A 23,119-nucleotide genomic window follows, 5' to 3' on the forward strand; every position below is an offset into this window, starting at 1 on the left:
AATATGGAAGACAACAATGAATTAAAAGATTTAGTTTTAGACGATAAAGATGATGGTTCAAATTCTCGTAAAATGAGAAAATTGCTGATTATAATAGCTTCTTTGGTTATTTTATTTTTAATAATTCTTTTTGTTATGAAAATGTTAAATAGTTCGACAACAAAGGATCAAAATGAAGGTAGAATTGTGGTTCCACCAGAGATAGAAACTGTTCAAAAAAATGAACCAAATGATACTATATTTGAACAAGTTCCAATCCTTAAAGATGAAAATGAATCACAAAAACAAAGTTTTGAAGATATTGTTAAAAATCTAAAAGAAAAAGAAGAGCTAAGACAAGCTTCTACAAGCACAGAGGCATTACCGCCACAAACTACACCAAAAGAACAAGCCAATAAACCTGTAGATAACAAAAAAGATCAGTCTATCGTTAAAGCAGAAGAAAAGAAAGACACTAAACCAGAAACCAAAAGCGAAAATAAAAAAGATTCAACTCATAGTTCTAAAGCAGAAGCTAAAAAAGATACCAAACATATAAAACAATCAGTTAGTATCAACAATAAAACAACCACAGATGCAAAGAAAAATGCTTCAAGTGCACCAAAAACTAGCGCATCTAGCAGTAGTGTAGGTGCAGGAACTTATGTTCAAGTGGCATCTTTAAGTAAAGTAGATGCAAATAATGAGCTTTTCAAAAAATTAAAAAATAGTGGCTATGATTACAAAGTTTATGAAACCACAGTAAATGGCTCTAAAATAAATAAAATTTTAGTTGGTCCATATGACGGCTCAAAAGCAGATGCAACGCTAAAAGACATACGCTCAAAAGTGAATCCAAACGCATTTATTTTCAAAGTAAAATAATGGACATTTATGCTATATTTGGAGATCCAGTAGATCATTCTATATCACCAAGACTCCATAATATAGCATTTTACGATTTTGATATAGATGCTATTTATACAAGAGTGTATGTAAAAGATGGATCAAGGCTTATACATACATTTAACTCTTTAAACTTATCTGGAGCAAATATTACTATTCCTCATAAAGAAATAGTTTTATCACAATGTGATGAAGTAGATAAAACTGCTCAAGATATTGGCTCAGTAAATACAATAGTAAAAAAATCAAATAAGATAATTGGATACAATACTGATGCTCCTGGCTTTTTGTTATCTATAAAACCTTTTGAGAATATAAAAAAAGCGCTTATAATAGGTGCTGGGGGTACTGCAAAAGCGATATCTTATATTCTAAAAACCCAAAATATAGAAATTGATATTGTAAATAGAAGCAAGGAAAAACTTACAAATTTTAACTCCTTTAACTGCTATTCGTGGGAAAATTTTAAAATATCAAAGTATGATATTATTATAAATACTACAAGTGCAGGATTAAAAGATAACTTTTTACCACTGCCTAAAGAAATTTTGGATGAAATTTTAAAACAAAGCACTTATGCCTATGATGTTATCTATAATAAACAAACGCCATTTTTAACCCTATGCAAGCAACATAATATTATTTATAAAGATGGCTTAGACATGTTGCTTTATCAAGCAATTTTAGCATTTAATATATTTAACTCCGGAAGATTATCTAACGAAAAGATAGAAAAATCAATGAGAAAAGTGCTTTAATTAAAAGCACTTTATTATATTTGCATAAATTATAATCCCATTTTATGTGGATTTAATATATTATTAGGATCAAAAGCTTGTTTGATAGCCCTAAAAAGATTCATCTCGGCTTTACTAAAAGCAAGACTCATGTATGGTGCTTTGCTTAGCCCTATTCCATGCTCACCGCTTAGCGTTCCGCCTAGCTCAATTGTAGCTCTAAATATCTCCTCTATAGCGGCATAGCCTTTTTTAATTGCAGTTTCATTATGCTTATCGACCATGACATTAGTATGGACATTTCCATCGCCAGTATGTCCAAAACAAGGTGTAGTTACATTGTATTTTTTAGATATATCATCTATTTTATGTAAAAGTTCTGGCAATTTAGATCTAGGCACAGTTATATCTTCATTTAATTTTAAACTTCCATAGCAAGTTATAGCTTGAGAACAGTTTCTTCTAGCAAACCACAAGTCAGCGCTTTCATTTTCATCTTTTGCTATTTTAAAATTTATACACCCATTTTCATTAAAAACTTGCCTAATAACACTCAAATCATTTTCTAACTCTACATCTAAATTTCCATCAACATCAGTTATAAGAATAGCCCCAGCATCAACTGGCAAACCTTTATGAAATTTATCTTCAACAGCCTTTATGCTTAGAGCGTCTAAAAATTCCATTGCAACAGGAGTAACACCAGCGGCCATAGTTTTATAAACTGCTTGCATAGCTTCTTCAACACTTTTAAAAACACCCATTGCGGTTTTTTTAAGTTTTGGTTTTGCTATAAGTTTTAGCGTGATTTCAGTTATAACAGCTAAAGTTCCCTCACTAGCTATTAAAATTCCAGCAGTATTATATCCAGCTACATCTTTTATGGTGCGCTTACCACATCTTATAATTTCTCCATTTGGCAAAACAGCCCTTAAAGCCATTACATAATCTTTTGTAATTCCATACTTTGCAGCCCTCATGCCGCCTGCATTTTCACTTACATTTCCACCTATTGTTGAATAACTTTCACTTGCAGGATCAGGCGGGTAGAAAAGTCCTAACTTGCTTACTTCTTTTTGTAAATTCATATTTATAACACCTGGCTCGACAACTGCAACCATGTTTTCTATATCAATTTCAAGAATTTTATTCATATGTTTTTCAAAAGCTAGAACAATGCCGCCCTCATGAGCTAAAGCTCCGCCGGTAAATCCACTACCAGCACCACGAGGAACAATTATTATTTTATTGTCATTACAATATTTTAATATTTTACTTATTTCTTCTTCATTCCTTGGAAACAATATACCCTCTGGCAAATGTCTTTTTTTGGTTGCATCATAACAATATGCAACCCTATGAGCTTCATCAAAATATGCATTTTCAGTACTAAGTAAATTAGAAAAGAAATTTTTTTGTTCTTGTGTTATTATGTTATTTCTCCAATAAATTTCTATAATATGAGTCGTAATCATTTATTTGACCACTAGAAAAGTCCCAAAAAACAGTATCTATTTTTTCAATTCTTGAATAAAATGGTAAATTGTAATAACCTATATGACCACTATTAAATCTTTTTATAACCTTAAAACTTCCACAATCAGCAAAAATACTTTCATTTTCCAATGCAAAAAATATTAAACCAGCTACATTCTTTTTGCATATTTGCCTAAAATCATCTCTACTAGGATTTGGCTTAAAATCATAGTTTAAATAAGAAGCCACTATATCAGGATTTATAAAAGTGATATTTTTAAAACTATTCATAACCTCATCGAAAATTTCTTTATTTGGAGTTATTAAAAGAGATCTTGAATATAAAAAATTTAACCTAACTTGATCCCCTGCTTTTGGCAAAATACCGGGAACTGGAAGTGCATTTTGTTCTAACATAGAGAAAAGTTCAAACTGAAGTTTTGCAGTTGCGCCATTTTTTTCCACAACACTAACTCTTGCGACAATACTCTCATTTTGCGAATCAAATTTATGTATCACAATACCACTACTTCCTACAACTATTTCATCACTATCTGGTATAATTCCATAACTACCATTAACATCTAGTAGCGTAAAATCTACTTCTTTCATCGAAAAATCAGTGGCAAATGCAAAATTTACACATAAAATTAACGAAACTAAAATTTTTTTCAAAAATATCTCCTAACTCAGTTTTTAGTATTATATCTTAAATTTATTAAATTATAAAAACAATTTGTAGCGAATTTTCTAAGCAAAACGATAAAACTTTTATGGTTTTATCCGATATTGTATAAATTTATGATATATTATAATATATTTAGTTATTTCCAATCTTTAGGATAAAAATGCACAAATTCCTTTTTTTATTACTAATATTCTTTTTAATAATAACAAATAGTTTTGGAGCGCATGGATTAAACGGGTATTATTATAAAAAAGATCCGTATTGTGCAGATAGAATAGAACTTAAAAAGCAAATAGATTCAGATATAAACTTTTATTGGAATAATCAACCAATATGTGCTCCTTTTGATGGTATTGGTAGCACATATGCAGTAAACAGAAATGATAATTGGGGAGTCGTATGGAGTGGATATGTTGATATTCCTGAAGGTAAAAGATTAGTTATAAATAGAGGGGTAGTTAGTGCAAAAGTACTAGTAGATGAAAACACCAAATACGATACAATACAAAAAGGATGTGGAAATCCTGCGGATGATTATGGGGTTTGGTCATATAATACAAATAATCCATCAAAAATTTCAGATGCATACAGATTAGAAAATTTAACTCCGGGTTTGCATAAGATTAAAATTTATACATTTATTGGAGTTCCTGTTTGCAACGATAGGCATTTTTCTTTGATGTTTGAAGATACACAAAATACAGAAAATCCACCCAAACCAGTACCAACTGATAACTTATATCCTTATTTGATAGCAAAAATTTCTTTTGAAAAAGATTTTTACTCTATACAAGAACCAAAAAACAATACTACAACCTTAAATATCCCAATAACATTATCTACCCCATTAACAAATGATATTACAATTACTTTAGGTTATAAAGATAATACCGCCAAAATGGGTGCAGACTATAAACCTACAAAAAATACAGTTACAATACCATCTGGGCAGTTAAGTGCAGTTGTGCCAATTGAAATTTACGAAGATAAGTTCACTACAGATACAAAAAAGACATTTGATATAGAAATTATATCAATTTCTCATAGCAAATCCACACAAAAAGACACCGGAGATGAAATAGGTGAAATTCTAATAAACCCAATAAAATTAACAACAGTACAAATAACAGACACCTTTCAAATGGGAGAATGTATAGTAGAAAACAAAGATGATTTAAATCCAAGTGGATATGGCTGGAAGTGGCTATATGCAAGAACAACAAATGGAACAATAACAGCAACAAATGACACTTACAACAACTTTAAAAATATTTCATTAAGTTGGAATACTGAAACAAGAAATAATGGAACAAAAAGACTTACTATAAATCATGGAGCACCTGGAACTATTGGTGGCTTAACAAATGATAATATCGGAACTAAAAATAATGGCATAAACATAATAGACTCAAAAACCAATATAGAGTTTGATTACTACGCATGGGGTGGAGAAAGAGGAATCTTTAATGGTGAAGAAATAATACAAAATTGGTCTGGTATAAAAACAGAGATCAAACAAGATGGTGGGCAGGGACTAGCAGTAGTTTTATATGACGCAGCTACCAAAGATCCAAGTTTATCATATAGTATAGAAGGGCTTGGTTACTCAGGAACTACAAGCCAATCAAAATTTACAAATGGTCTGCTAGCCATAGGACTACATCAAACGCAAGATTTTGCGCAAAATACTAATGGATTATCAGGTGGAGTAAATAATATGACAAACTCAATAACTATAAGGGGGGCAGCCAATCAAAGTGCTCCTTTAATAGTTAGCAAAGCAGTTGGAAATAAGCTAGGAGATGGGAATCCAACCACAAATGATTATCATGCAGGAAAATTTAATATCATAATAGACACAATGGATGGAAAAGCCGAAATAACTGTCCTTAGAAACGGCAAAACAATAATAGACAAGCAAAACATAAAGTCCTACTTACCCTCATCTGGTAAATTTAAAATAGCCTTTGTATCAACTTCAAAAAGATATGGAAATTCAAATGCTCATCAAATTGCAAATATATCAATAAAATCAAGTGATTGCGCTGGTGTTACATCTGCACAGCCAAGTATACGAGTAGTTGAAAGAGAATTTGCAGAAGCTTATAAAAATGATAGCACTAAATATAACATTGACTGGCTGCTAAACAGTCCACTTAGAACAAAAATAGCAGGTGGTGCACCACTAAGTCCTTATGAAATCAAAACAGATAAAGAACATATAGGTTATGAATACTGCGTAGTTTCAAAAGATATAAAAGCAGATATATATGTAGCAGCAAAAATAATGAACGAAGATGGAAAAACTTATAGCAATTTTAATCTAACATCACCTACATACGATGAAAAAGGTAGGATTATAGCAAAAGCATCGGACTTTGTAAATACAACAGAAAATGAGCTAAAACTAAATATAGATCCAGCAAAACCACTTAATGCTTGTTTTGTGCTCAAATCAGAATATACAAAAAAAAGCCCTACAAGAGAATTTAGATTTTTAGTCGGCTTTAATGACAAAAAAGATGTGCTCATAGGGGATGTAAATCCAAATAACTCATTTGCCATTCGTCCAGCCGGATTTTATATGACATTTAGCGAAGTAGATGAAAATAGCAATGCTATAACACAAATAAATCCATCTCCATATGATTTTTCTAAAAGCCAATTAATAAGCAAAACAACAGATTCAAACGCAAATGATAATATGCTTATGCCTATAAACCAAATAGCAAGACAAAAATTAAACGGAAAAATATATGATGAATATAATCCTCTAAATTTATATGTTGATTTAAACTCTACAGCAAATTTAAAAACAAGCACTTATTATAAAGTAAATTTACAACCAACTTCACTTGAGATATATAGCAAAGATGGAAATGACAAAAATACAATATATAAATATCAATGGAAACTTCTAAATACATATAATAAAACTATATCTTACAAAATAGATAATAAAAAAAATATTACAAATGATTCTTTTTCATATGGCATAATGCATGCTGAAAACAATAATAGCTGCACAACAGTAGATAATATACCTCTTGGAAAAATTAACAATGACAAATACGTATTATCTTTTGACAATAACGGAAAGCTTAGCTTTAATTCATCTATCGATGATGAAATATCAAAATTTACAAAAGATACTACAGACTATCTTATAAATTATGATAATAATCTAATGAGATTTAGAAATGACATTATAGATAGTACTTATGCACTAAACGACTACATAAAAGTAGCTCAGTATAATGGTATTAAATTTGATAATATACCAGATCTAACCATAGAAGATAAAACAAATTTAGAAAACGAGATAAAAAATTATGGCTATAGATGCAAAGGTTATAATATAGATAATACAAGCATAGTTGCCAACAAAAATTTTGAAGATGAACTTGTACCTTGCAATATAGAAGTAGTAAATCCAAAATATACCAAGTTTATACCATCTATTTTTGATGTATACTTTATGCATGTTATAAATGCAAACGAAATCAACAAAAGCGCCATAACAGACAGTGGATTTACTTTTATGAATAATATCTTTGCAGATAACCCACTTAACATAAAAGATACCAAAGAAAACGATATGAGCGCCAAGCTAGAACTTATCGTAGCTCCTGTAAATTCAAAAGGTGAAATATTTTCAAATTTCAATAACAAATGCTATTCAAGCGATCTAAATATCAAATTAAACTATATAGGCGATAGAAATATTAGATATAAAGCGGATTCAACAACTAGTGCAACAAATGAAATTACTATGCTTAGAAAATATAATAAAATTTTTGATGAAACCTTTAAAAATGAAAGTACTGCATATAAATATTTTTATACAAAAACAATAAATCCATTAACATTATTTAATGAATATATTAAAAATAAGCAAACATATATGAGTGATTCGTTAAAAATAAATATTAAGTCAGATCCAGTAGAAAATGAAAGTGAACTTTATACAAAAAAAATAACTTTTAATATAGATAATTTTTATGTAAATGACAAATCAAAAAACACAGATGCTTTCTGCCCTACTGAAAAGATAAAGATTATAACAACAGACCCAGCTACAAATACCCCCAAAGAAAGAGAAGAAACAAGGTATCTTTGCGATAATACAGCAATAATATCTGATTATATTTTAGGTAGTGATTACGAATTTGACTGGAAAAATAACTACAATGAAAATAGAAAAACATATAGGAAAAACAAAATAAAAAAAGCTGATGGGTTTAAAGATTTTGAGTTTGCAACCAAAGATAACTTTGATGAGCAATATTTTAGATTTAAAATAGGTAGAGATTTCTTTAATAATAATGAAATGAAATATTTTGATAGTAAAAGAAATATAGCAACTCTGGCAACACTTGGTTCAGCTCCAATTTTCGTAAGTTTTAACTTTAACAAAAGTTATAAAAATCCATCAAATCCAATAGCAGCATTTACTAGAGATTTTGCTGTAACAGATATTGTCTTAACCAATATTATAGGTGAAAAAACTATAGAAGATTTTACAGTACAAAAGATAAATTTAAAATACTTGCCAAATACCGGGGATGATAAATCAACAAAAGCTATGATTTATGACTCTATGGCATATGCGCCTGATTACAATGGACCAGCTAGTGGATATAATGGGGATGTATATTTTGTAACTCACTGCGATGCAAATCCTATATCAGTTTGTTCAAATTTCAGACTAAATACAGATCCCACAAGCTCTGTTGGAATGCTAAAAAGTAGCTGGAAAAATATTAGCTATATTATAGAAAATAAAGCAGATGCAACAGATATGAAACTAGCTATTAATCAAAAAGACAACATAACATATTCTCCAAAAGATCAAACTACTAAAATAATAGATGAAGCCAATGATAAAATAAGCAAAAGTGTCATAAAATCGGATGTACTTAACTTTTCATCCACTCATGATCCACTGCCTTTTACAGATATTGTTACAATAAATTCTCCAAGTTATCTTATGAGAATGTCTGAAATTCTAAATACTCCTTTAAATAATTTCAATGTTACTTTTGAAAGCATTTCAAATAGTAGCTGGTTTGGAGAGGGTGGCGTTGGAAATAAACCTGAAGATAGCAGTGTAGGAAAAGTCTTAGGCACGGATGATAATGCTAAATTTAAAAAAGAAAATAATCCTACAAAAAGATCAAATAGGATAAATTGGTAAATTTAAAAGATTTTATATAAATTTATGTTAGAATTTATTAAAAGGTTTAGATAAAATGGTCTTAAGAAGAGCTTTTTCCATTATAGAAGTTGTTTTAGCAATAGTTATTATAGGATTAAGTGTAGTTGCTATTCCTACTATTATCATACAAAGTTCCAAGGCTAATACATCCGCACTAAAAGAAGAGGTTATACTAACTGCTAAAATGCAAATGGGAATGATCCTATTTGCGCCATGGGATAGTAACTCATATAAAAGAACCGATGATTCTACAAATTTATCAAAATCTTTTATACTTAACACGTCTACAAAATCTCTTGGACTTGAAAGAAAACTAAACGAAAATCAAAAAATGTCAAGTGGAGCTGGTTTTGGTATAATAGGCTCCGATAATGACGGAATGATATCTCAAGTAAGTGCATCAACCATACCAACTACATCTAATGTAGACAAAAAAGGTATAGAAAGCTATAACGGGTACACAGCAAATTTAACATCAAGCGGTAATGGCACTCAAGGCAGAGGCTCAAGAGATAATATCTTTGGAATTACGGCAAATGTCACAGTAAGTTATATAGATGATGCGCTAAATGGCACACAAAACTATACAAATACACAAGCTGCAAATTTTCAATTTAAACCAGCTTCAACTAGCAATATAACAAATATAAAAATGATACAAATAAGAGCAATTCCGCAAGGCTTAACAGATGCAGATAGTATAACCTTACATGCATTTAGCTCAAATGTAGCATCACCTGAAATACTTGCACTGCCTATAAGAAATTTACCAAAACCAACCAAAACTGATCCATCGCGCAGTAAAACCATACCAACAAATGGAAGCATATGAAAAAAGCTTTTACACTCTTAGAAGTTGTTTTTGTTATAGTTATAATGGCTGTTTTAGCGCTTATGAGTAGTGATTTGCTTTTAAATATCTATAAAAATTACATCCATTCTCGATCTGTTAATGAGCTTGAGTATAAAACAGATATCGCGCTAGAACAGATTGCAAAAAGATTGCAATACAGATTAAAAGGCTCAGAAATAGCAAGAAATTTAAGTAGCGAAAATGCTATCACGGATATAAAAAGCGGGAATTATAAATCAGAAGATAGATACGCACTCGAATGGATAAATATGAGCTACGAAACGCAAAATATAATTAGCACCGTAGATAATATATCAAAGATGGGATGGAGTGGTGTTACTGATATAACCTCATTTGTAACCATAGGTACAGACAACAAAACCACATTTTTTACACCAGGAAGTAATCTAAACCCAACTGGCGAAAATAACTCTTTTACAGACACCATAAATAGTTCTTATTACAAACAAAATGGTGTAGTTGAAAATGGAGTAAAAGATTTTGGAATTTACTTTGTAAATAAGAATGTAGCAGATATTAATAACGACTTTGGCTACGGCACAAATCATAATAAAATAGCCATTGCAAATATAAGTTCCACAGATCATATAACTATAACTGTGCCAACTAGCACAACACCATTAAAAACTGTTGATGATTTTGAAGTATCTGATAAATATTATCTATTAAATACAGCTTACGCAGTAGTTCCGCTAGTAAAAAAAGATAATGCGGAAACAAGAAAACAAGTTGCGGGAAATAATATAAACCAAGATGAAGTTTTTGATTTGTGGCTACATTATAACTATAGACCTTGGAATGGCGAATCTTTTCTAGCTAATACCACAGCCAAATCTTTACTAGCTGAAAATGTTAGTCTTTTTAGATTTACAAAAACAGATAATGATATGATAGTTATGAAACTTTGCATGAGAACTCTTGATACAGATGAGATAGATTTTACAGTTTGCAAAACAAAGGCGGTATATTAATGAAAAAAGGTTTTGCACTAATTACTGCTGTGATTTTTGTAGTTTTGATAGCAACTCTTGGCGCACTTAGTCTTTCCTTATCGTCAAGTAGCGTAAAACATAGCAACAATGTTTTTTTAAGAGAACAAGCAGAACTACTAGCAATAAGTGCAACAGAACACGCTGTTTTAGCTATGCAAGCTCATGATTACACAAAAAGTTGCATAAACACAATAGAATCAAAATTCCCAGATGATAAAAATCCTATGTTTACAGCAAATATAACAATCCAATACATAGGAAACAACCTTCCAACCAATTGTAACATTTTGTATAATGGGGGATTAGGAACTCCAAAAAGTAGATATATAAACGATACAAGAGGTGAGGATACCACAAAAGCTTCATATAAAGTAGCAATAATTGATGTAATTGTAACATCAAATGAGAATTTAACAACTGAGCCTATAAGATTTCATAAAAAAACCACACAATCGTTGAATTTTTTAACCTTAAATGAAAGATAAAAAAAATATTTATATTTTTATGTAATAATACTTTTATAAAACTGCTCAAAAGGAGTAAAACATGAACATCAGTATAGTAGGAAGACAGTTTGAGCTTACAAAAGCTATAAAGGATTATATAGAAAATGCATTTGAGTCATTGGAAAAATATAATCTTGACATAATTGCCATAAGATGCGTAATTTCAGCAGATGAAAAGAAAAACAAAAGAGGTTTTAATGTAGATTTTGCTATAAATTTAGCTAAAAAAGATACTATAGTTATCTCTCAAAAAGACAAAGATCTTTATGCAGCAATAGATCTCGCAAGCGAAAGAGCATCTAAAGTTTTAAGAAGAGAACACGACAAGATGACAACGCATAAAAACAAAGATGATGAAAAAGAAAATATCGCTAGGGTTAATGAAGAAAAGATAGAAGATACAGATGAGATAATCCCAATAGATCTTGAGTTGTACAAACCAATAGAAATAGAAGAAGCTCTTGAAAAACTAAAAAGTAGTACCGATCAGTTCTTTGTATTTAACGATATGGATGCCAAACTAAGGGTAATGTATAAAAGAAAAGACGGCAAATTTGGATTATATTAGAATATAAAAATGGGTTTATAATTTTTATAAACCCTAGATTTGTTTATAAAAATAGACTATTTACGCTTTCGTTATTGTAAACTCTTCTAATAACTTCACCAAAAAGTGGTGCTGCAGATAAAACTTTTATTTTATCGCAATTTTGTTTTAGAGGTATTGTATCAGTTATAACAAGTTCATCTAACTCACCTTTTTCAAGTCTTTCATATGCTGGTCCACTAAGAACAGCGTGAGTACAAAATGCCATTACGCTAGTTGCCCCCCTAGCCTTAAGGGCTGAAGCTGCTTTTACTATAGTTCCAGCAGTATCTATCATATCATCAACCAATATAACATCTTTTCCATTTACATCACCAATAATATTCATAACTTCGCTTTCATTTGCTTTTTCGCGACGTTTATCAACTATAACTATATCTAAATTTAAGTTTTTTGCTAGCGCTCTTGCCCTTGCAACACCGCCTATATCTGGACTTGCTACTATTGGATTTTTAAAATGCTTATTTTTAACATATTCTGAAAATAAAATAGATCCATAAAGATTGTCAACTGGTATATCAAAAAAACCTTGAATTTGACCAGCATGTAAATCCATTGTAACAACTCTATTTATACCCGCTACTTGCATCATATTTGCAACAAGCTTTGCAGTAATTGGAACCCTAGGAGCTGCTTTTCTATCTTGTCTTGCATAACCAAAATACGGTATAATTGCAGTTATAGAACTAGCACTACTTCTTCTTAAAGCATCTGTTAAAACTAAAAGTTCCATCAAATTGATATTTACTGGGCTACAAGTTGGCTGTATAACAAAAACATCTTTGCCACGAACACTCTCGCCAACTTGAACACTTATCTCTCCATCACTGAATTTTTTTATATTAGCTTCACTTAATGGCAAAGAGAGATACTTTGAAATTTTTTTAGAAAATTCCAGATTCGCATTGCCAGAAAAAATTTTATAACCGCGCATTTTTACCTTCTATAAATTAAATTAAAATTAAGCAAAATTTTAACATATTTTTACTTTAATTAAAATTTATAGTATTAGAATTAAATTTGCTCTTTAAAATCGCCAAATTCATTAAGTATTTTCTCGGCTCTTTTTGTATTTTTATCGTGTAAAGAATTAACAGAATTTATGATAAACATAGCTATGCTTGAAAATATAAATCCAGGTAAAAGCTCATATATGTAATCGCTTAATCCAAATATTATCCAAAGTATCACCGTAAGTCCTCCAACTATCATTCCAGTTAGAGCTGCCACTCTTGTTGTTTTGCTAGAATACAAAGAAAAAAGCAATACTGGTCCAAAACTTGCACCAAAACCAGCCCAAGCATAACCAACAACTTGTAAAACAGTATCATCGAGTGCAAATGCTACAATTGTAGCAACTATGCCAACTACCATAACTGCAAGTCTGTTTATAAGCGTTTTTGTGCCATCGCTCAAATCTTTTTTGTAAAATTGAAACAAAAAGTCTTGGGTAGCAGAACTTGAACAAACCAAAAGTTGGCTTGAAATAGTGCTCATTATAGCTGCTAAAACAGCAGAAATAATAATACCAATTATAAATGGATGAAAAAGAGCCGAACCAAGCTGTAAAAATACTGTCTCAGCATCTTTTAGATTGATACCTTGTGAGTTAAAATACACAAATCCTATAAGCCCACTTGCTAATGAGCCAACTAGTCCTATTATCATCCAAGACATTCCAACAAATCTTGCTTTATCAAGCTCATCTGTACTTCTTATAGCCATAAAACGAACTATTATATGTGGTTGTCCAAAATATCCAAGCCCCCAAGCAAGAAGCCCTAATATAGCTAAAAAACTCTGTCCTTCAAATAAATTTAGATGATTTAATTCTAAATTTGAGCTATATTTTTCAAGCTCACCTACAAATGAGCTATCTTGTGGAATGTCAATATTAAAATAGGCAAAAGTTGGAATTAAAATGAGTATACAAAACATAAGCATTCCTTGAAATGCATCTGTTTCACAAACTGCTTTAAACCCACCAAAAAATGTATATATAACAACAACTCCAAGCGTAAAAATAGCCCCATAAATAAAATCTATACCAAAAAAACTTTCAAATGTTTTGCCACCGGCAATAATTCCACTACTTACATAAAGAGTGTAAAAAACCAAAATGATAGTCCCAGAAATAAGTCTTAAAAGCTTTGTTTTGTCCTTAAAACGATTTTCAAAAAAATCAGGAATTGTAGAGCTATCACCAGCAACTTCTGTGTAAACCCTAAGTCTTTTTGCTAAAATTTTATAATTAGCCCATGCGCCAAGTGTTAAACCTACAGCTATCCAGATATTACAGAGTCCAGTTGCGTATAAAACCCCAGGAAGTCCAAGTAGCATCCATCCACTCATATCAGATGCTCCAGCACTAAGAGCTGTTAATACGGGTCCTAATCCGCGGTTATCTAATATGTATTCATCAACTCCAGCATCTTTGTTGTAATTTCTCTTTCCTATGTAAATAAGAATAACTAAATATAATGCAATCGCCAAATATACATAAATATTATTCATTTTTCTCCTTTATTTTTTTGGGATATGCATAGATAGTATCTAAATAAAAATTAAATTTTCTTTATGACATATATTATAATTTCCAAAAAGATTACGAAATTAAGCAAAATAATATAATTTTTATTGTATCCTTTTAGTTTATATTTTTATGACAAAAAGGGCATAAATATTGAACCAAAATATTCTTAAATTTATTGTTTTTTTACTCATTGCTACTTTGGGTATATATTTTACATATCCACAAGAACTTACAAACGATCAAGCAATGAGCTATCTACACAGCTATAACACTACACTTATCTTAACAATTGGTGGAATTTTCATAGGTATAGTTTTAGGTTTTATTTTGGCATTTTTAAAATTTTTAAATATAAGAGCATTAAGCTTTATCATCGATGAATACATAGACATCATTAGAGGAACGCCGATATTAATCCAACTTATGGTATTTAGCTTTGTTGTTTTTGCAACTTGGAGCAATAATATATATGCAGCTATAATGGCTCTTGGTCTAAATAGCTCAGCTTATGTTGCAGAAATAGTAAGATCAGGTATAAACAGCGTTGATAACGGTCAGATGGAAGCTGCAAGAGCTATGGGGTTAGATTATAAAACATCTATGAAAGAAATAATATTCCCTCAGGCTATAAAAAATATCTTGCCAGCACTTGCAAATGAGTTTATATCGCTTTTTAAAGAAACTTCAGTTGTTGGTATGATAGGAATCTTTGATCTTACAATGAATGCTCAAAGTCTTCAAGCTACACTTTTTACACCAAAACCTATACTTTTTGCTGCGGTAATTTACTATATAAGCGTTAAGTTCTTCTCATTTTTGGCAAAAATGTTAGAAACAAGGTTGAATAAAAATGATTAAAATAGAAAATCTTTGCAAAAACTATGGGAAATTAGCTGTTTTAAAAAATATATCAACAGAAATTAAAAAAGGTGAAGTTGTAGCAATAATTGGACCTAGTGGTGGTGGAAAAAGTACCTTTTTAAGATGTATTAACAAACTTGAAGAACCAGATAGCGGACATATATTTATACAAGGTAAAGATATCACGCTAAAAAATACAAATATCAATAAAATTAGACAAAAAGTTAGTATGGTCTTTCAACATTTTAATCTTTTTGCAAATAAAAATGTCTTAGAAAATTTAACATTAGCCCCAATAAAAGCTGGAATTTATAGCAAAGAAGAAGCAGAAAATAAAGCTATAGAACTTTTAAGAAAAGTTGGACTTGAAGATAAAAAAGATGAGTTTCCACACAAACTAAGTGGCGGACAAAAACAAAGAATAGCTATAGCAAGAAGTTTAGCTATGAATCCAGATGTTATACTATTTGATGAACCTACTTCGGCACTTGATCCAGAAATGATAGGTGAGGTTTTAAATATTATGCAAGATGTAGCAAAAGAAGGTTTAACAATGCTTGTTGTAACTCACGAAATGGGTTTTGCTAGAAATGTTGCAAATAGGATATTTTTCATGGAAGGTGGTATTATAGCAGTTGACGATACGCCTAAGAATATATTTGACAACCCAAAAAATGAAAGATTAAAAGAGTTTTTAAATAAAATTTTAAATCACTAAAAGGATAAAATATGAAAAAGTTTTTTAAATTTATTTCAATTAGTTTATTTTTAGTTGCTAGTCTTAATGCAGCCGATGTATTAAAAATAGGAACAAATGCTACATATCCACCTTTTGAATATGTAGACCAAAGCTCAAAAATAACAGGTTTTGACATAGATTTAGTTGATGAATTGAGCAAAAGACTAGGCTTTAAATATGAGTTTATAAATATGGGATTTGATGCACTTATACCAGCGCTTAAAAGCGGTAAAATAGATGCAATTACTGCGGCAATGAGCGCAACACCTCAAAGAATTAAAGCTGTTGATTTTACAAAAGCTTATTATACAACAGAAAATTTATTTATCAAAAAATCTGACAATACGGATATAAAATCAAAAAGTGATTTAAAAGGTAAAAAAATAGGCGTTCAGCTAGGCACTGTTCAAGAAATAGCAGCTAGAGAGATAAAAGAATCCAAAACAGTTCCAACAAAAGATATTTTTAACTCTATTATGGCTCTTAAAAATGGAAAAATTGATGTTGTGTTGGTTGACACGTCTATAGGTTATGGATATTTAAATAAAAATAGTGATTTAGTAGAATTCTTAAAAGAGCCAGATGGAAGCGAAGGTTTTTCTATAGCTTTTGACAAAAACAAACATACAGACCTGATAAATAAAATAAATCAAGAAGTTGAAAAAATGAAGCAAGATGGAACTTATGATAAACTTCTTAAGAAATATGAATTGAAATAATTAATTTATGGTTTTTACCCTAAATTTTAAGACGTAACAATGGCTCAACTTTACACACTTACAGATGACAAGCTTACTCCATACGAAACAATAGAAAAGCAAATTATAGAAATTTTAGAAAATGGCATAAAATTTGTGCAATATAGGAGCAAAAAACAGCTACAAAACAAAGATTTGATAAAAAAACTTATATCGCTTTGTGAAGATTTTAATGCGAAATTTATAATAAATGATAATATAAATCTTGCAAAAGAACTAAATGCCCATGGTGTTCATATTGGAAAAGATGATGAAAATTTAAATAATGCAATAAATTTTTTGGGTAAAAAATTTATTATAGGTGTAAGTTGCTATAACGATATGGCTCTAGCTAAAAATGCTCAAGATAACGGTGCTACTTATGTGGCTTTTGGGTCAGCATTTAAAAGCCTTACAAAACCAAATGCCATAGTTAGCGGTATTGAAATCATAAAAAAAGCGAAGAAAGAGCTTCATGTGCCTATTTGTATAATTGGCGGTATAAATGAAGAAAATATATCTATCGTAGCAAGGCAAGATCCAGATATGATAGCTATAGTAAATGCTGTATATAAACCAAATTCAATAACAGAAAATTTAATAAACTTAAAAAAGAAGATGATATAAATGGATATAATAAGCGCAATAATACTTGGAATAGTAGAAGGTTTAACAGAGTTTTTGCCAGTTAGTTCAACTGGGCATTTAATACTAACATCACATCTTTTAAATTTAGAACAAACATCGCTTTTAAAATGCTTTGAAGTTTCCATACAACTTGGCTCAATACTAGCTGTAGTTTTTATATACTTTTCAAGATTAAAACAAGATATTAATATGTGGATAAAACTAGCTATCGGATTTATTCCAACTGGCATAATAGGCTTTTTATTGCATAAATATATAAAAGAACTTTTTTCACCTAATATAGTTGCATATATGCTAATAACTTGGGGTATTATTTTTATCATAATAGAACTTTTAAATAAACAAAACAAGATTAAAACAACCACAACAGAACTCGAAGATGTTAGTTATAAGCAAGCTTTTTTAATTGGCTTATCACAATGCCTTGCTATGGTTCCGGGTACTTCAAGAAGTGGAGCAACAATAATGACTGGTCTGTTATCTGGACTAGATAGAAAAACAGCTGCTGCTTTTAGTTTTTTACTTGCAATTCCAACAATGTTTGCAGCTACAGTATATGATTCATACAAAAATAGAGTAATTTTTGCAGAAAATATGGATAATATTTTTATATTTTTAATAGGTGGCTTTGTAGCTTTTATAGTGGCAATACTAGCTATAAAAGTGTTTTTAAAATTTGTAAGTAAGTTTGATTATGTACCATTTGGAATTTATAGAATTATAGTTGGATTAGTATTTTTAGTATTCATACTATAAAGATATCAACTTATTTGATATCTTTTTTTACGATATTCTATACCCTTTTGCTCTTCTATTTCTATTCTAGCTAAATGTTGTGGATATAATTTTCTTAAAGTAATACTCATATAAGCTATAAGCTTTGCATCCGCACTTCTATGGCTTGCTACCAAAAATATAAAAAGCATATATTTATTTATCTCTAGCTCATCTTCTTTTGGTATTTCAAAATTATTTATATAGTATTGCAAAGCCAAAAAAAGATCGTTTTTACTGAGATTATCTTTAGAAACGACAGTTATCATATCATCTATATTTATAGTTTTATCTTTTTTATTTTTAAAAACCTTGTCTAATACATAAAACTCATCTTTTTTAATATCTGCCCTCTCATCACCCCTAACCCAAATAGCTATATATATTACAGCGATAATGAAGACAAATATAATTATTGAGAATATAACAATATAAATAATAGAATTGCTATCGTTTTCCAACTAAAATTCCCTTATAATTTCTTAGCGAATTTAATACCTTTTGTTGCAAAAAGAGCAATTATAATCATTATAGTAGCTATCACTCCAACAAAATTAGGTACCGGAACTGGATCTCCTGCTGCATATGAATGCATTCCGCTTAAATAAAAATTCACACCAAAATATGTCATTATTATAACCCAATATGCAAAAGATGAAGCAACTGCAAATGCGTATTGATTGTTAAGTTTTGGGATAAATCTTATATGTAAAACAGCCGCATATACAACTATAGATATTAAAGCCCATGTTTCTTTAGAATCCCATCCCCAATATCTTCCCCAGCTTTCGTTCGCCCAAACACCACCTAGAAAATTTCCTAGAGTTAGTAGACTTATCCCAAATATCATAGCCATCTCATTTATTCTACTTGCCTCTAGAATATTTCTTGATAACTCAGAGTTTTCTTTTTTGCCTTGAAAACACATCAAGATTAAAGTAAACATTCCAAGAAGCGCACATAGTCCTAAAAATCCATAACTAGCAGTTATAATAGAAACATGTATAGTTAGCCAATATGAGTTTAAAACAGGGACTAAAGTTGTAATTTGAGGATCAAGCCAACTAAGATGAGCAACGAATAGCGTTACACCAGCAAGTATAGAAGTAAGAGCTATTGTAACTGGACTCCTTTTAGCAAAAATAAGGCCAGCAAGAGCCATTGCCCAAGCTACATATATTAATGATTCATAAGCATTTGACCAAGGAGCATGTCCAGATACATACCATCTAAGTCCAAGTCCAGTGCTAAGAGCTAGAAATAGAAGTATGTTTAAAATATATGCTATTACAAAAGGATATTTTAAATTTACTTTTGGCATTAGCATTTTTACCAAAACAGCACATAGTAAAACAAGACCTAAAATCAGATAAAACGGCGATAACCTATCAAATATATTATATTTATTTAAAAGAATTTCCATATCTATCTTTTTTTGATCAATCATAACAGATGCACCATGCTCTGCTTGATATTTTTTTAGTATAGCTAGCGCCTCATTTGCCGGCGCCCAGTTTCCAGATGCTTGGGCATCTATAATGCTTCTAAAATAATTTTGCAAAATCATAGCCACATTGCTTGATTCTTCTTTAGAAAAACTCATTATAGCTGAAGCCGGAGAATACCATGTATTATTTGGATCATCAATTTTTGGAAAAATTCTAAAAATCTCCCCCATAAAAACCATGTACAAGATATTTACTCTTTCGTCAACCTTTATAACATCTTTATCAAACATGCCACGCATAGCAGGACTTTTTCTATTTGTTAATTCTACAGTTTTAACAAGTTTATATGTAAGTTTTCCATCTTCACCTGTAATAAAAAAGTCTTTAAATTTGGCATATTTAGCACTCTCATCAATACCAAGAAGTTTTTTTAACTCTTTATTTGAAATGGCTATAATTGGTGCTTCTTGCCAATATTCGCTATTTAACATCATAGAAAGCATAACTTCAGTTGCATTCATTCCATTATAAGATGAACTTCTATAAATTTTATTTAAAACCTCATGACCTACCGTATCAAAAGGCTTTATTCTGCCATCCATGCTTTGAACAAGAAGGCTAGATAACTCTTTTGCATGATTTTTATCTATACTTGGCATATCTACGGCTTTTAAATTTGAAGTTCCAAGTGTCAGCATAACAGCAAAAATAACGCAAAGTTTTTTAGTAGCTTCTGCGTTTATCATATTTGAAAGTTTTCTAAATCTACTATATGGGCTTATTAAATTTAAGAAAAAGCCTAGTCCAAGCAAGAAATATCCAAGATATGTAGGAATTTTACCTGGATCTTTATTTACAGAAAGTATAGTTCCTCTTTCATCCATATCATAAGAACTTTGGAAAAATCTATAGCCATTAAAATCTAAAACATGATTCATATAAATTAAATAATCCATAATTTTATTTCCATCTTTATCAAAAATAGTTATATCACTAGAGTAACTCATCGGAGAATTGGATCCAGGATATCTATCTAGTTTAAATGCATTTAGATGCATTACAAATGGCATAGTGTGCTTTATAGCTCCAGCTTTTGTTACAAACTCAACTCCACCAACATGAGTTGAATATACTTTGCCGTTTGTAAATAAAGGAACATCTTGCTTTTCTCCATTAAATTCAAGCTCCCCAATCATAGCATCATTACCATCTTTAACACTTACTAGTTTTTTAGATGCACTTTTTGATAAAAGTTTGGGAGAGAAATTTACGCCATCAATTGTATAAAGCCTCATATCTTTAAATTCGTTTTGCGACTCAGCTTCAAACTCACCTTTTTTATTTTCACTCATAATAAAATATGAAATTTTGTTGCTTGATGTAAATAACCATTTATTGTCTTGAAATGTAAATTTTACAAATTTATCGCTTTGAGGCTCTTTATTAAATGCAAACTCTATTCCATTTACTATATTTGAACTATTGTTTTCTAAAACAATTTCATTTGAGTTTCCTTCGCCAGAAACTATTAAATTTATAATTGGCTTGCCATCTTTGCTATCCACATAAGAAAAATCAGCATTATGCATAAAATTTTTATACTTATATGTAGCTTTTTTGCCATCTATATCAATACTCATAGAAAAGTCGTTGTCGCCTTTTAAAGAAATATATTTCGGCTCACTATCCATATATTCTTTTTTCCCATCATCAGCAATTAATTGTATATGAGTTGTAGCAGTCCAAAGCTCATCTGTACTCTCACCATTTCTTATATGAACAACACCTTCAAAACCAAAATATCTAGTTATAGCAGCACCTATTAAAATAACAATAAATGCTATATGAAAAATAAAAGCTGGTAATTTTTTAAGTTTTAAAAGATTGTACTTAAAAATATTATAAATCAAATTTATTCCGAGTACAAGCTGTAATAATGCAAACCAATTAGCTCCATAAACAGCTGCCCACGCCGTTGGTGTATCATAATTGTTTTCCACAATGGTACCAACTGCACATGCTATGGCATAAATAATCAGTAGAACAATTGCAGAGGCCATACTTAGAAAACCAGATAAAATTTTATTCATTCTATTACCCTTAAAAATTTACAAATAGAGTTAAGATAATAACATGTTTTGTTAAATAAAAGCTAAAATATAAAGGAATAAAATAAAATACCGAGAAGAGTTTACCTTCTCGGAAGAAGAAAGGAGTTCTAACTAAACTTTATTTATTGTTCTATTGCACATTGAAATAATACAATATAACGATAAACAAACGGCAACTAAAACGATATTTTTTCGTTTTGTGGCAAAGGTAGAATTATTTTTTTATTTGAACGATTACTTTTTTTAATGCTAGATGGCTGAGTTTGCACTTTATTTATCAAATACATCTCAGAAATTCTATCGCCTTTTATAACTGCGTAAACTAAATCTTTTTCATTATAGTATATTTTCTTTGCGTAAGCTGTAGCTTTAGGAAGTTTATTATTAGTAGTATCTATGCCTATTATATTATACTCCCAACCATTATCTGTAAATTTAAGAGATTTTACATATCCTTTTATCATTTTTGTTTCTATCTTAATAGGTTTATTTTGGATAGGTTTTTGAACTACATTTTGTTTAACTGGCCTTGGATTATTTTGCGTAAAAAATCCATTACAGCCAGTTAATATAGCCAAAGAAGTAACTAGTACTAAATTAAGCTTGAACATCAAGTGTATTGCCCCCTAAGGCAGAAATTCTTTCATCTACTTTGGCTATAGACTTTTGAATAGTTTCATAAGAAATATCTGGAAGTTTTCCACCCCACATTTGTTCTGCTTGCTCAAAACCTCTTAACATGCCCTCTTTGCCTGATTTTAATTTTTCCAAATCATCTCCTGCGCCCATTATAACAAAATCAGCAATTCTTTCAGATGTCTTAGATATACCAAAAAATCCATCTTCACCAACTAGTGCTTTTGCCTCATCTTGGCTTAAAGCATCTATAGGTTTGCCAGTATATCCAATTTTAGATAAATCTATACCAGAAAGAATTCCTTTTGCTTTTCCTGCTGGATTTTGTAAAAAGCTTAAAAAATCACCATTATTATTACCCATCTCAAAACTAAAACTTTGCATAGAAAAACTATTGCTTGAAAGATTAAATGTTTGCATTTGGAATTGCATAAAATAAGTTTGAGTTAAACCTTTTGCACCTATTTCTTGCAATTTTGCAAACTCATTTTTCATAGTTTTTTCTTGATCTTGAGTTTTATTTAAAACATCTTTTTCAGCTTCTTGTTTTTGAGTTTTATTTTCGTTTTTATTTAGCACTTCTTTTGCAGAAAAATCTCTCATGTACGAAGCTTTTAGATCATTTACTTGCATCTCATTCTCCTTAATG

20 protein-coding genes are annotated in these 23,119 nt (G+C 30.2%); 12 read left to right on the forward strand and 8 right to left on the reverse strand.

The genetic code is table 11. The features are described 5' to 3' along the window. The first annotated feature begins 3 nt into the window (after window positions 1-3). Entirely contained in the window at window positions 4-864 is an 861-nt protein-coding gene (locus ACZ5VL_RS00085; RefSeq protein ID WP_464198802.1) for an SPOR domain-containing protein, read from the forward strand. Further along, entirely contained in the window at window positions 864-1,643 is a 780-nt protein-coding gene (locus tag ACZ5VL_RS00090) for a shikimate dehydrogenase (protein ID WP_464198804.1), read from the forward strand. The genes ACZ5VL_RS00085 and ACZ5VL_RS00090 overlap by 1 nt, the downstream gene beginning before the upstream one ends. A 29-nt stretch (window positions 1,644-1,672) precedes the next feature. On the opposite strand, the gene glcD is transcribed toward ACZ5VL_RS00090, so the two are convergent. Together glcD and ACZ5VL_RS00100 are read right to left on the reverse strand one after the other, a co-directional pair. Next, window positions 1,673-3,097, reverse strand: coding sequence for a glycolate oxidase subunit GlcD (gene glcD, locus ACZ5VL_RS00095; RefSeq protein WP_464198806.1), 1,425 nt, complete (start codon window positions 3,095-3,097; stop codon window positions 1,673-1,675). Then, complete coding sequence (locus tag ACZ5VL_RS00100) at window positions 3,057-3,773, reverse strand: plasminogen-binding N-terminal domain-containing protein (protein ID WP_464198808.1); 717 nt, start codon at window positions 3,771-3,773, stop codon at window positions 3,057-3,059. Before ACZ5VL_RS00100 ends, glcD begins: the two co-directional genes overlap by 41 nt. Window positions 3,774-3,946: 173 nt before the next feature. Here ACZ5VL_RS00100 and ACZ5VL_RS00105 point away from each other — a divergent pair, with 173 nt between their 5' ends. The 5 genes from ACZ5VL_RS00105 to hpf all read left to right on the forward strand — a co-directional run bounded on the left by ACZ5VL_RS00105 (window position 3,947) and on the right by hpf (window position 11,944). Beyond that, on the forward strand, window positions 3,947-8,983 hold the full coding sequence (locus ACZ5VL_RS00105; RefSeq protein ID WP_464198810.1) for a Calx-beta domain-containing protein: 5,037 nt from the start codon (window positions 3,947-3,949) through the stop codon (window positions 8,981-8,983). 55 nt (window positions 8,984-9,038) lie between these two features. Next, entirely contained in the window at window positions 9,039-9,836 is a 798-nt protein-coding gene (locus ACZ5VL_RS00110; protein ID WP_464198812.1) for a type II secretion system protein, read from the forward strand. Next, on the forward strand, window positions 9,833-10,849 hold the full coding sequence (locus ACZ5VL_RS00115) for a type II secretion system protein (protein ID WP_464198814.1): 1,017 nt from the start codon (window positions 9,833-9,835) through the stop codon (window positions 10,847-10,849). The genes ACZ5VL_RS00110 and ACZ5VL_RS00115 overlap by 4 nt, the downstream gene beginning before the upstream one ends. Further along, entirely contained in the window at window positions 10,849-11,355 is a 507-nt protein-coding gene (locus ACZ5VL_RS00120; RefSeq protein WP_464198816.1) for a type II secretion system protein, read from the forward strand. The genes ACZ5VL_RS00115 and ACZ5VL_RS00120 overlap by 1 nt, the downstream gene beginning before the upstream one ends. Before the next feature lie 61 nt (window positions 11,356-11,416). Continuing rightward, window positions 11,417-11,944, forward strand: coding sequence for a ribosome hibernation-promoting factor, HPF/YfiA family (gene hpf / locus ACZ5VL_RS00125; protein WP_464198818.1), 528 nt, complete (start codon window positions 11,417-11,419; stop codon window positions 11,942-11,944). A 43-nt stretch (window positions 11,945-11,987) separates the two neighbouring features. On the opposite strand, the gene ACZ5VL_RS00130 is transcribed toward hpf, so the two are convergent. After that, the gene (locus tag ACZ5VL_RS00130) at window positions 11,988-12,917 is read right to left on the reverse strand and encodes a ribose-phosphate pyrophosphokinase (protein ID WP_464198820.1); all 930 of its coding nucleotides are present in this window, start codon (window positions 12,915-12,917) and stop codon (window positions 11,988-11,990) included. A gap of 80 nt (window positions 12,918-12,997) precedes the next feature. Continuing rightward, the gene (gene putP / locus ACZ5VL_RS00135) at window positions 12,998-14,497 is read right to left on the reverse strand and encodes a sodium/proline symporter PutP (RefSeq protein WP_464198822.1); all 1,500 of its coding nucleotides are present in this window, start codon (window positions 14,495-14,497) and stop codon (window positions 12,998-13,000) included. A gap of 169 nt (window positions 14,498-14,666) precedes the next feature. On the opposite strand from putP, the gene ACZ5VL_RS00140 reads away from it, so the two are divergent. The 5 genes from ACZ5VL_RS00140 to ACZ5VL_RS00160 are packed head-to-tail and all read left to right on the forward strand — an operon-like array spanning window position 14,667 to window position 18,257. Next, window positions 14,667-15,374, forward strand: a complete 708-nt coding sequence (locus tag ACZ5VL_RS00140; protein ID WP_464198824.1) for an amino acid ABC transporter permease — start codon at window positions 14,667-14,669, stop codon at window positions 15,372-15,374. Further along, on the forward strand, window positions 15,367-16,095 hold the full coding sequence (locus ACZ5VL_RS00145) for an amino acid ABC transporter ATP-binding protein (protein WP_464198826.1): 729 nt from the start codon (window positions 15,367-15,369) through the stop codon (window positions 16,093-16,095). Before ACZ5VL_RS00140 ends, ACZ5VL_RS00145 begins: the two co-directional genes overlap by 8 nt. 11 nt (window positions 16,096-16,106) lie before the next feature. Further along, the gene (locus ACZ5VL_RS00150) at window positions 16,107-16,835 is read left to right on the forward strand and encodes a basic amino acid ABC transporter substrate-binding protein (protein WP_464198828.1); all 729 of its coding nucleotides are present in this window, start codon (window positions 16,107-16,109) and stop codon (window positions 16,833-16,835) included. A gap of 39 nt (window positions 16,836-16,874) precedes the next feature. After that, entirely contained in the window at window positions 16,875-17,480 is a 606-nt protein-coding gene (thiE, locus tag ACZ5VL_RS00155) for a thiamine phosphate synthase (protein ID WP_464198830.1), read from the forward strand. Further along, complete coding sequence (locus ACZ5VL_RS00160) at window positions 17,481-18,257, forward strand: undecaprenyl-diphosphate phosphatase (RefSeq protein WP_464198832.1); 777 nt, start codon at window positions 17,481-17,483, stop codon at window positions 18,255-18,257. A 5-nt stretch (window positions 18,258-18,262) separates the two neighbouring features. On the opposite strand, the gene ACZ5VL_RS00165 is transcribed toward ACZ5VL_RS00160, so the two are convergent. The 4 genes from ACZ5VL_RS00165 to ACZ5VL_RS00180 form a co-directional block, all read right to left on the reverse strand. Next, window positions 18,263-18,736, reverse strand: a complete 474-nt coding sequence (locus tag ACZ5VL_RS00165; RefSeq protein WP_464198834.1) for a hypothetical protein — start codon at window positions 18,734-18,736, stop codon at window positions 18,263-18,265. A gap of 11 nt (window positions 18,737-18,747) precedes the next feature. Further along, on the reverse strand, window positions 18,748-21,813 hold the full coding sequence (locus tag ACZ5VL_RS00170) for a cytochrome c biogenesis protein (RefSeq protein WP_464198836.1): 3,066 nt from the start codon (window positions 21,811-21,813) through the stop codon (window positions 18,748-18,750). Window positions 21,814-22,010: 197 nt separating this feature from the next. Then, window positions 22,011-22,412: a hypothetical protein gene (locus ACZ5VL_RS00175; RefSeq protein WP_464198838.1), complete on the reverse strand. Its 402-nt coding sequence runs from the start codon at window positions 22,410-22,412 to the stop codon at window positions 22,011-22,013. A gap of 19 nt (window positions 22,413-22,431) precedes the next feature. Beyond that, window positions 22,432-23,103: a hypothetical protein gene (locus ACZ5VL_RS00180; protein WP_464198840.1), complete on the reverse strand. Its 672-nt coding sequence runs from the start codon at window positions 23,101-23,103 to the stop codon at window positions 22,432-22,434. Window positions 23,104-23,119 lie beyond the last annotated feature (16 nt).

Source organism: Campylobacter sp. GTC17093, from assembly GCF_055397635.1.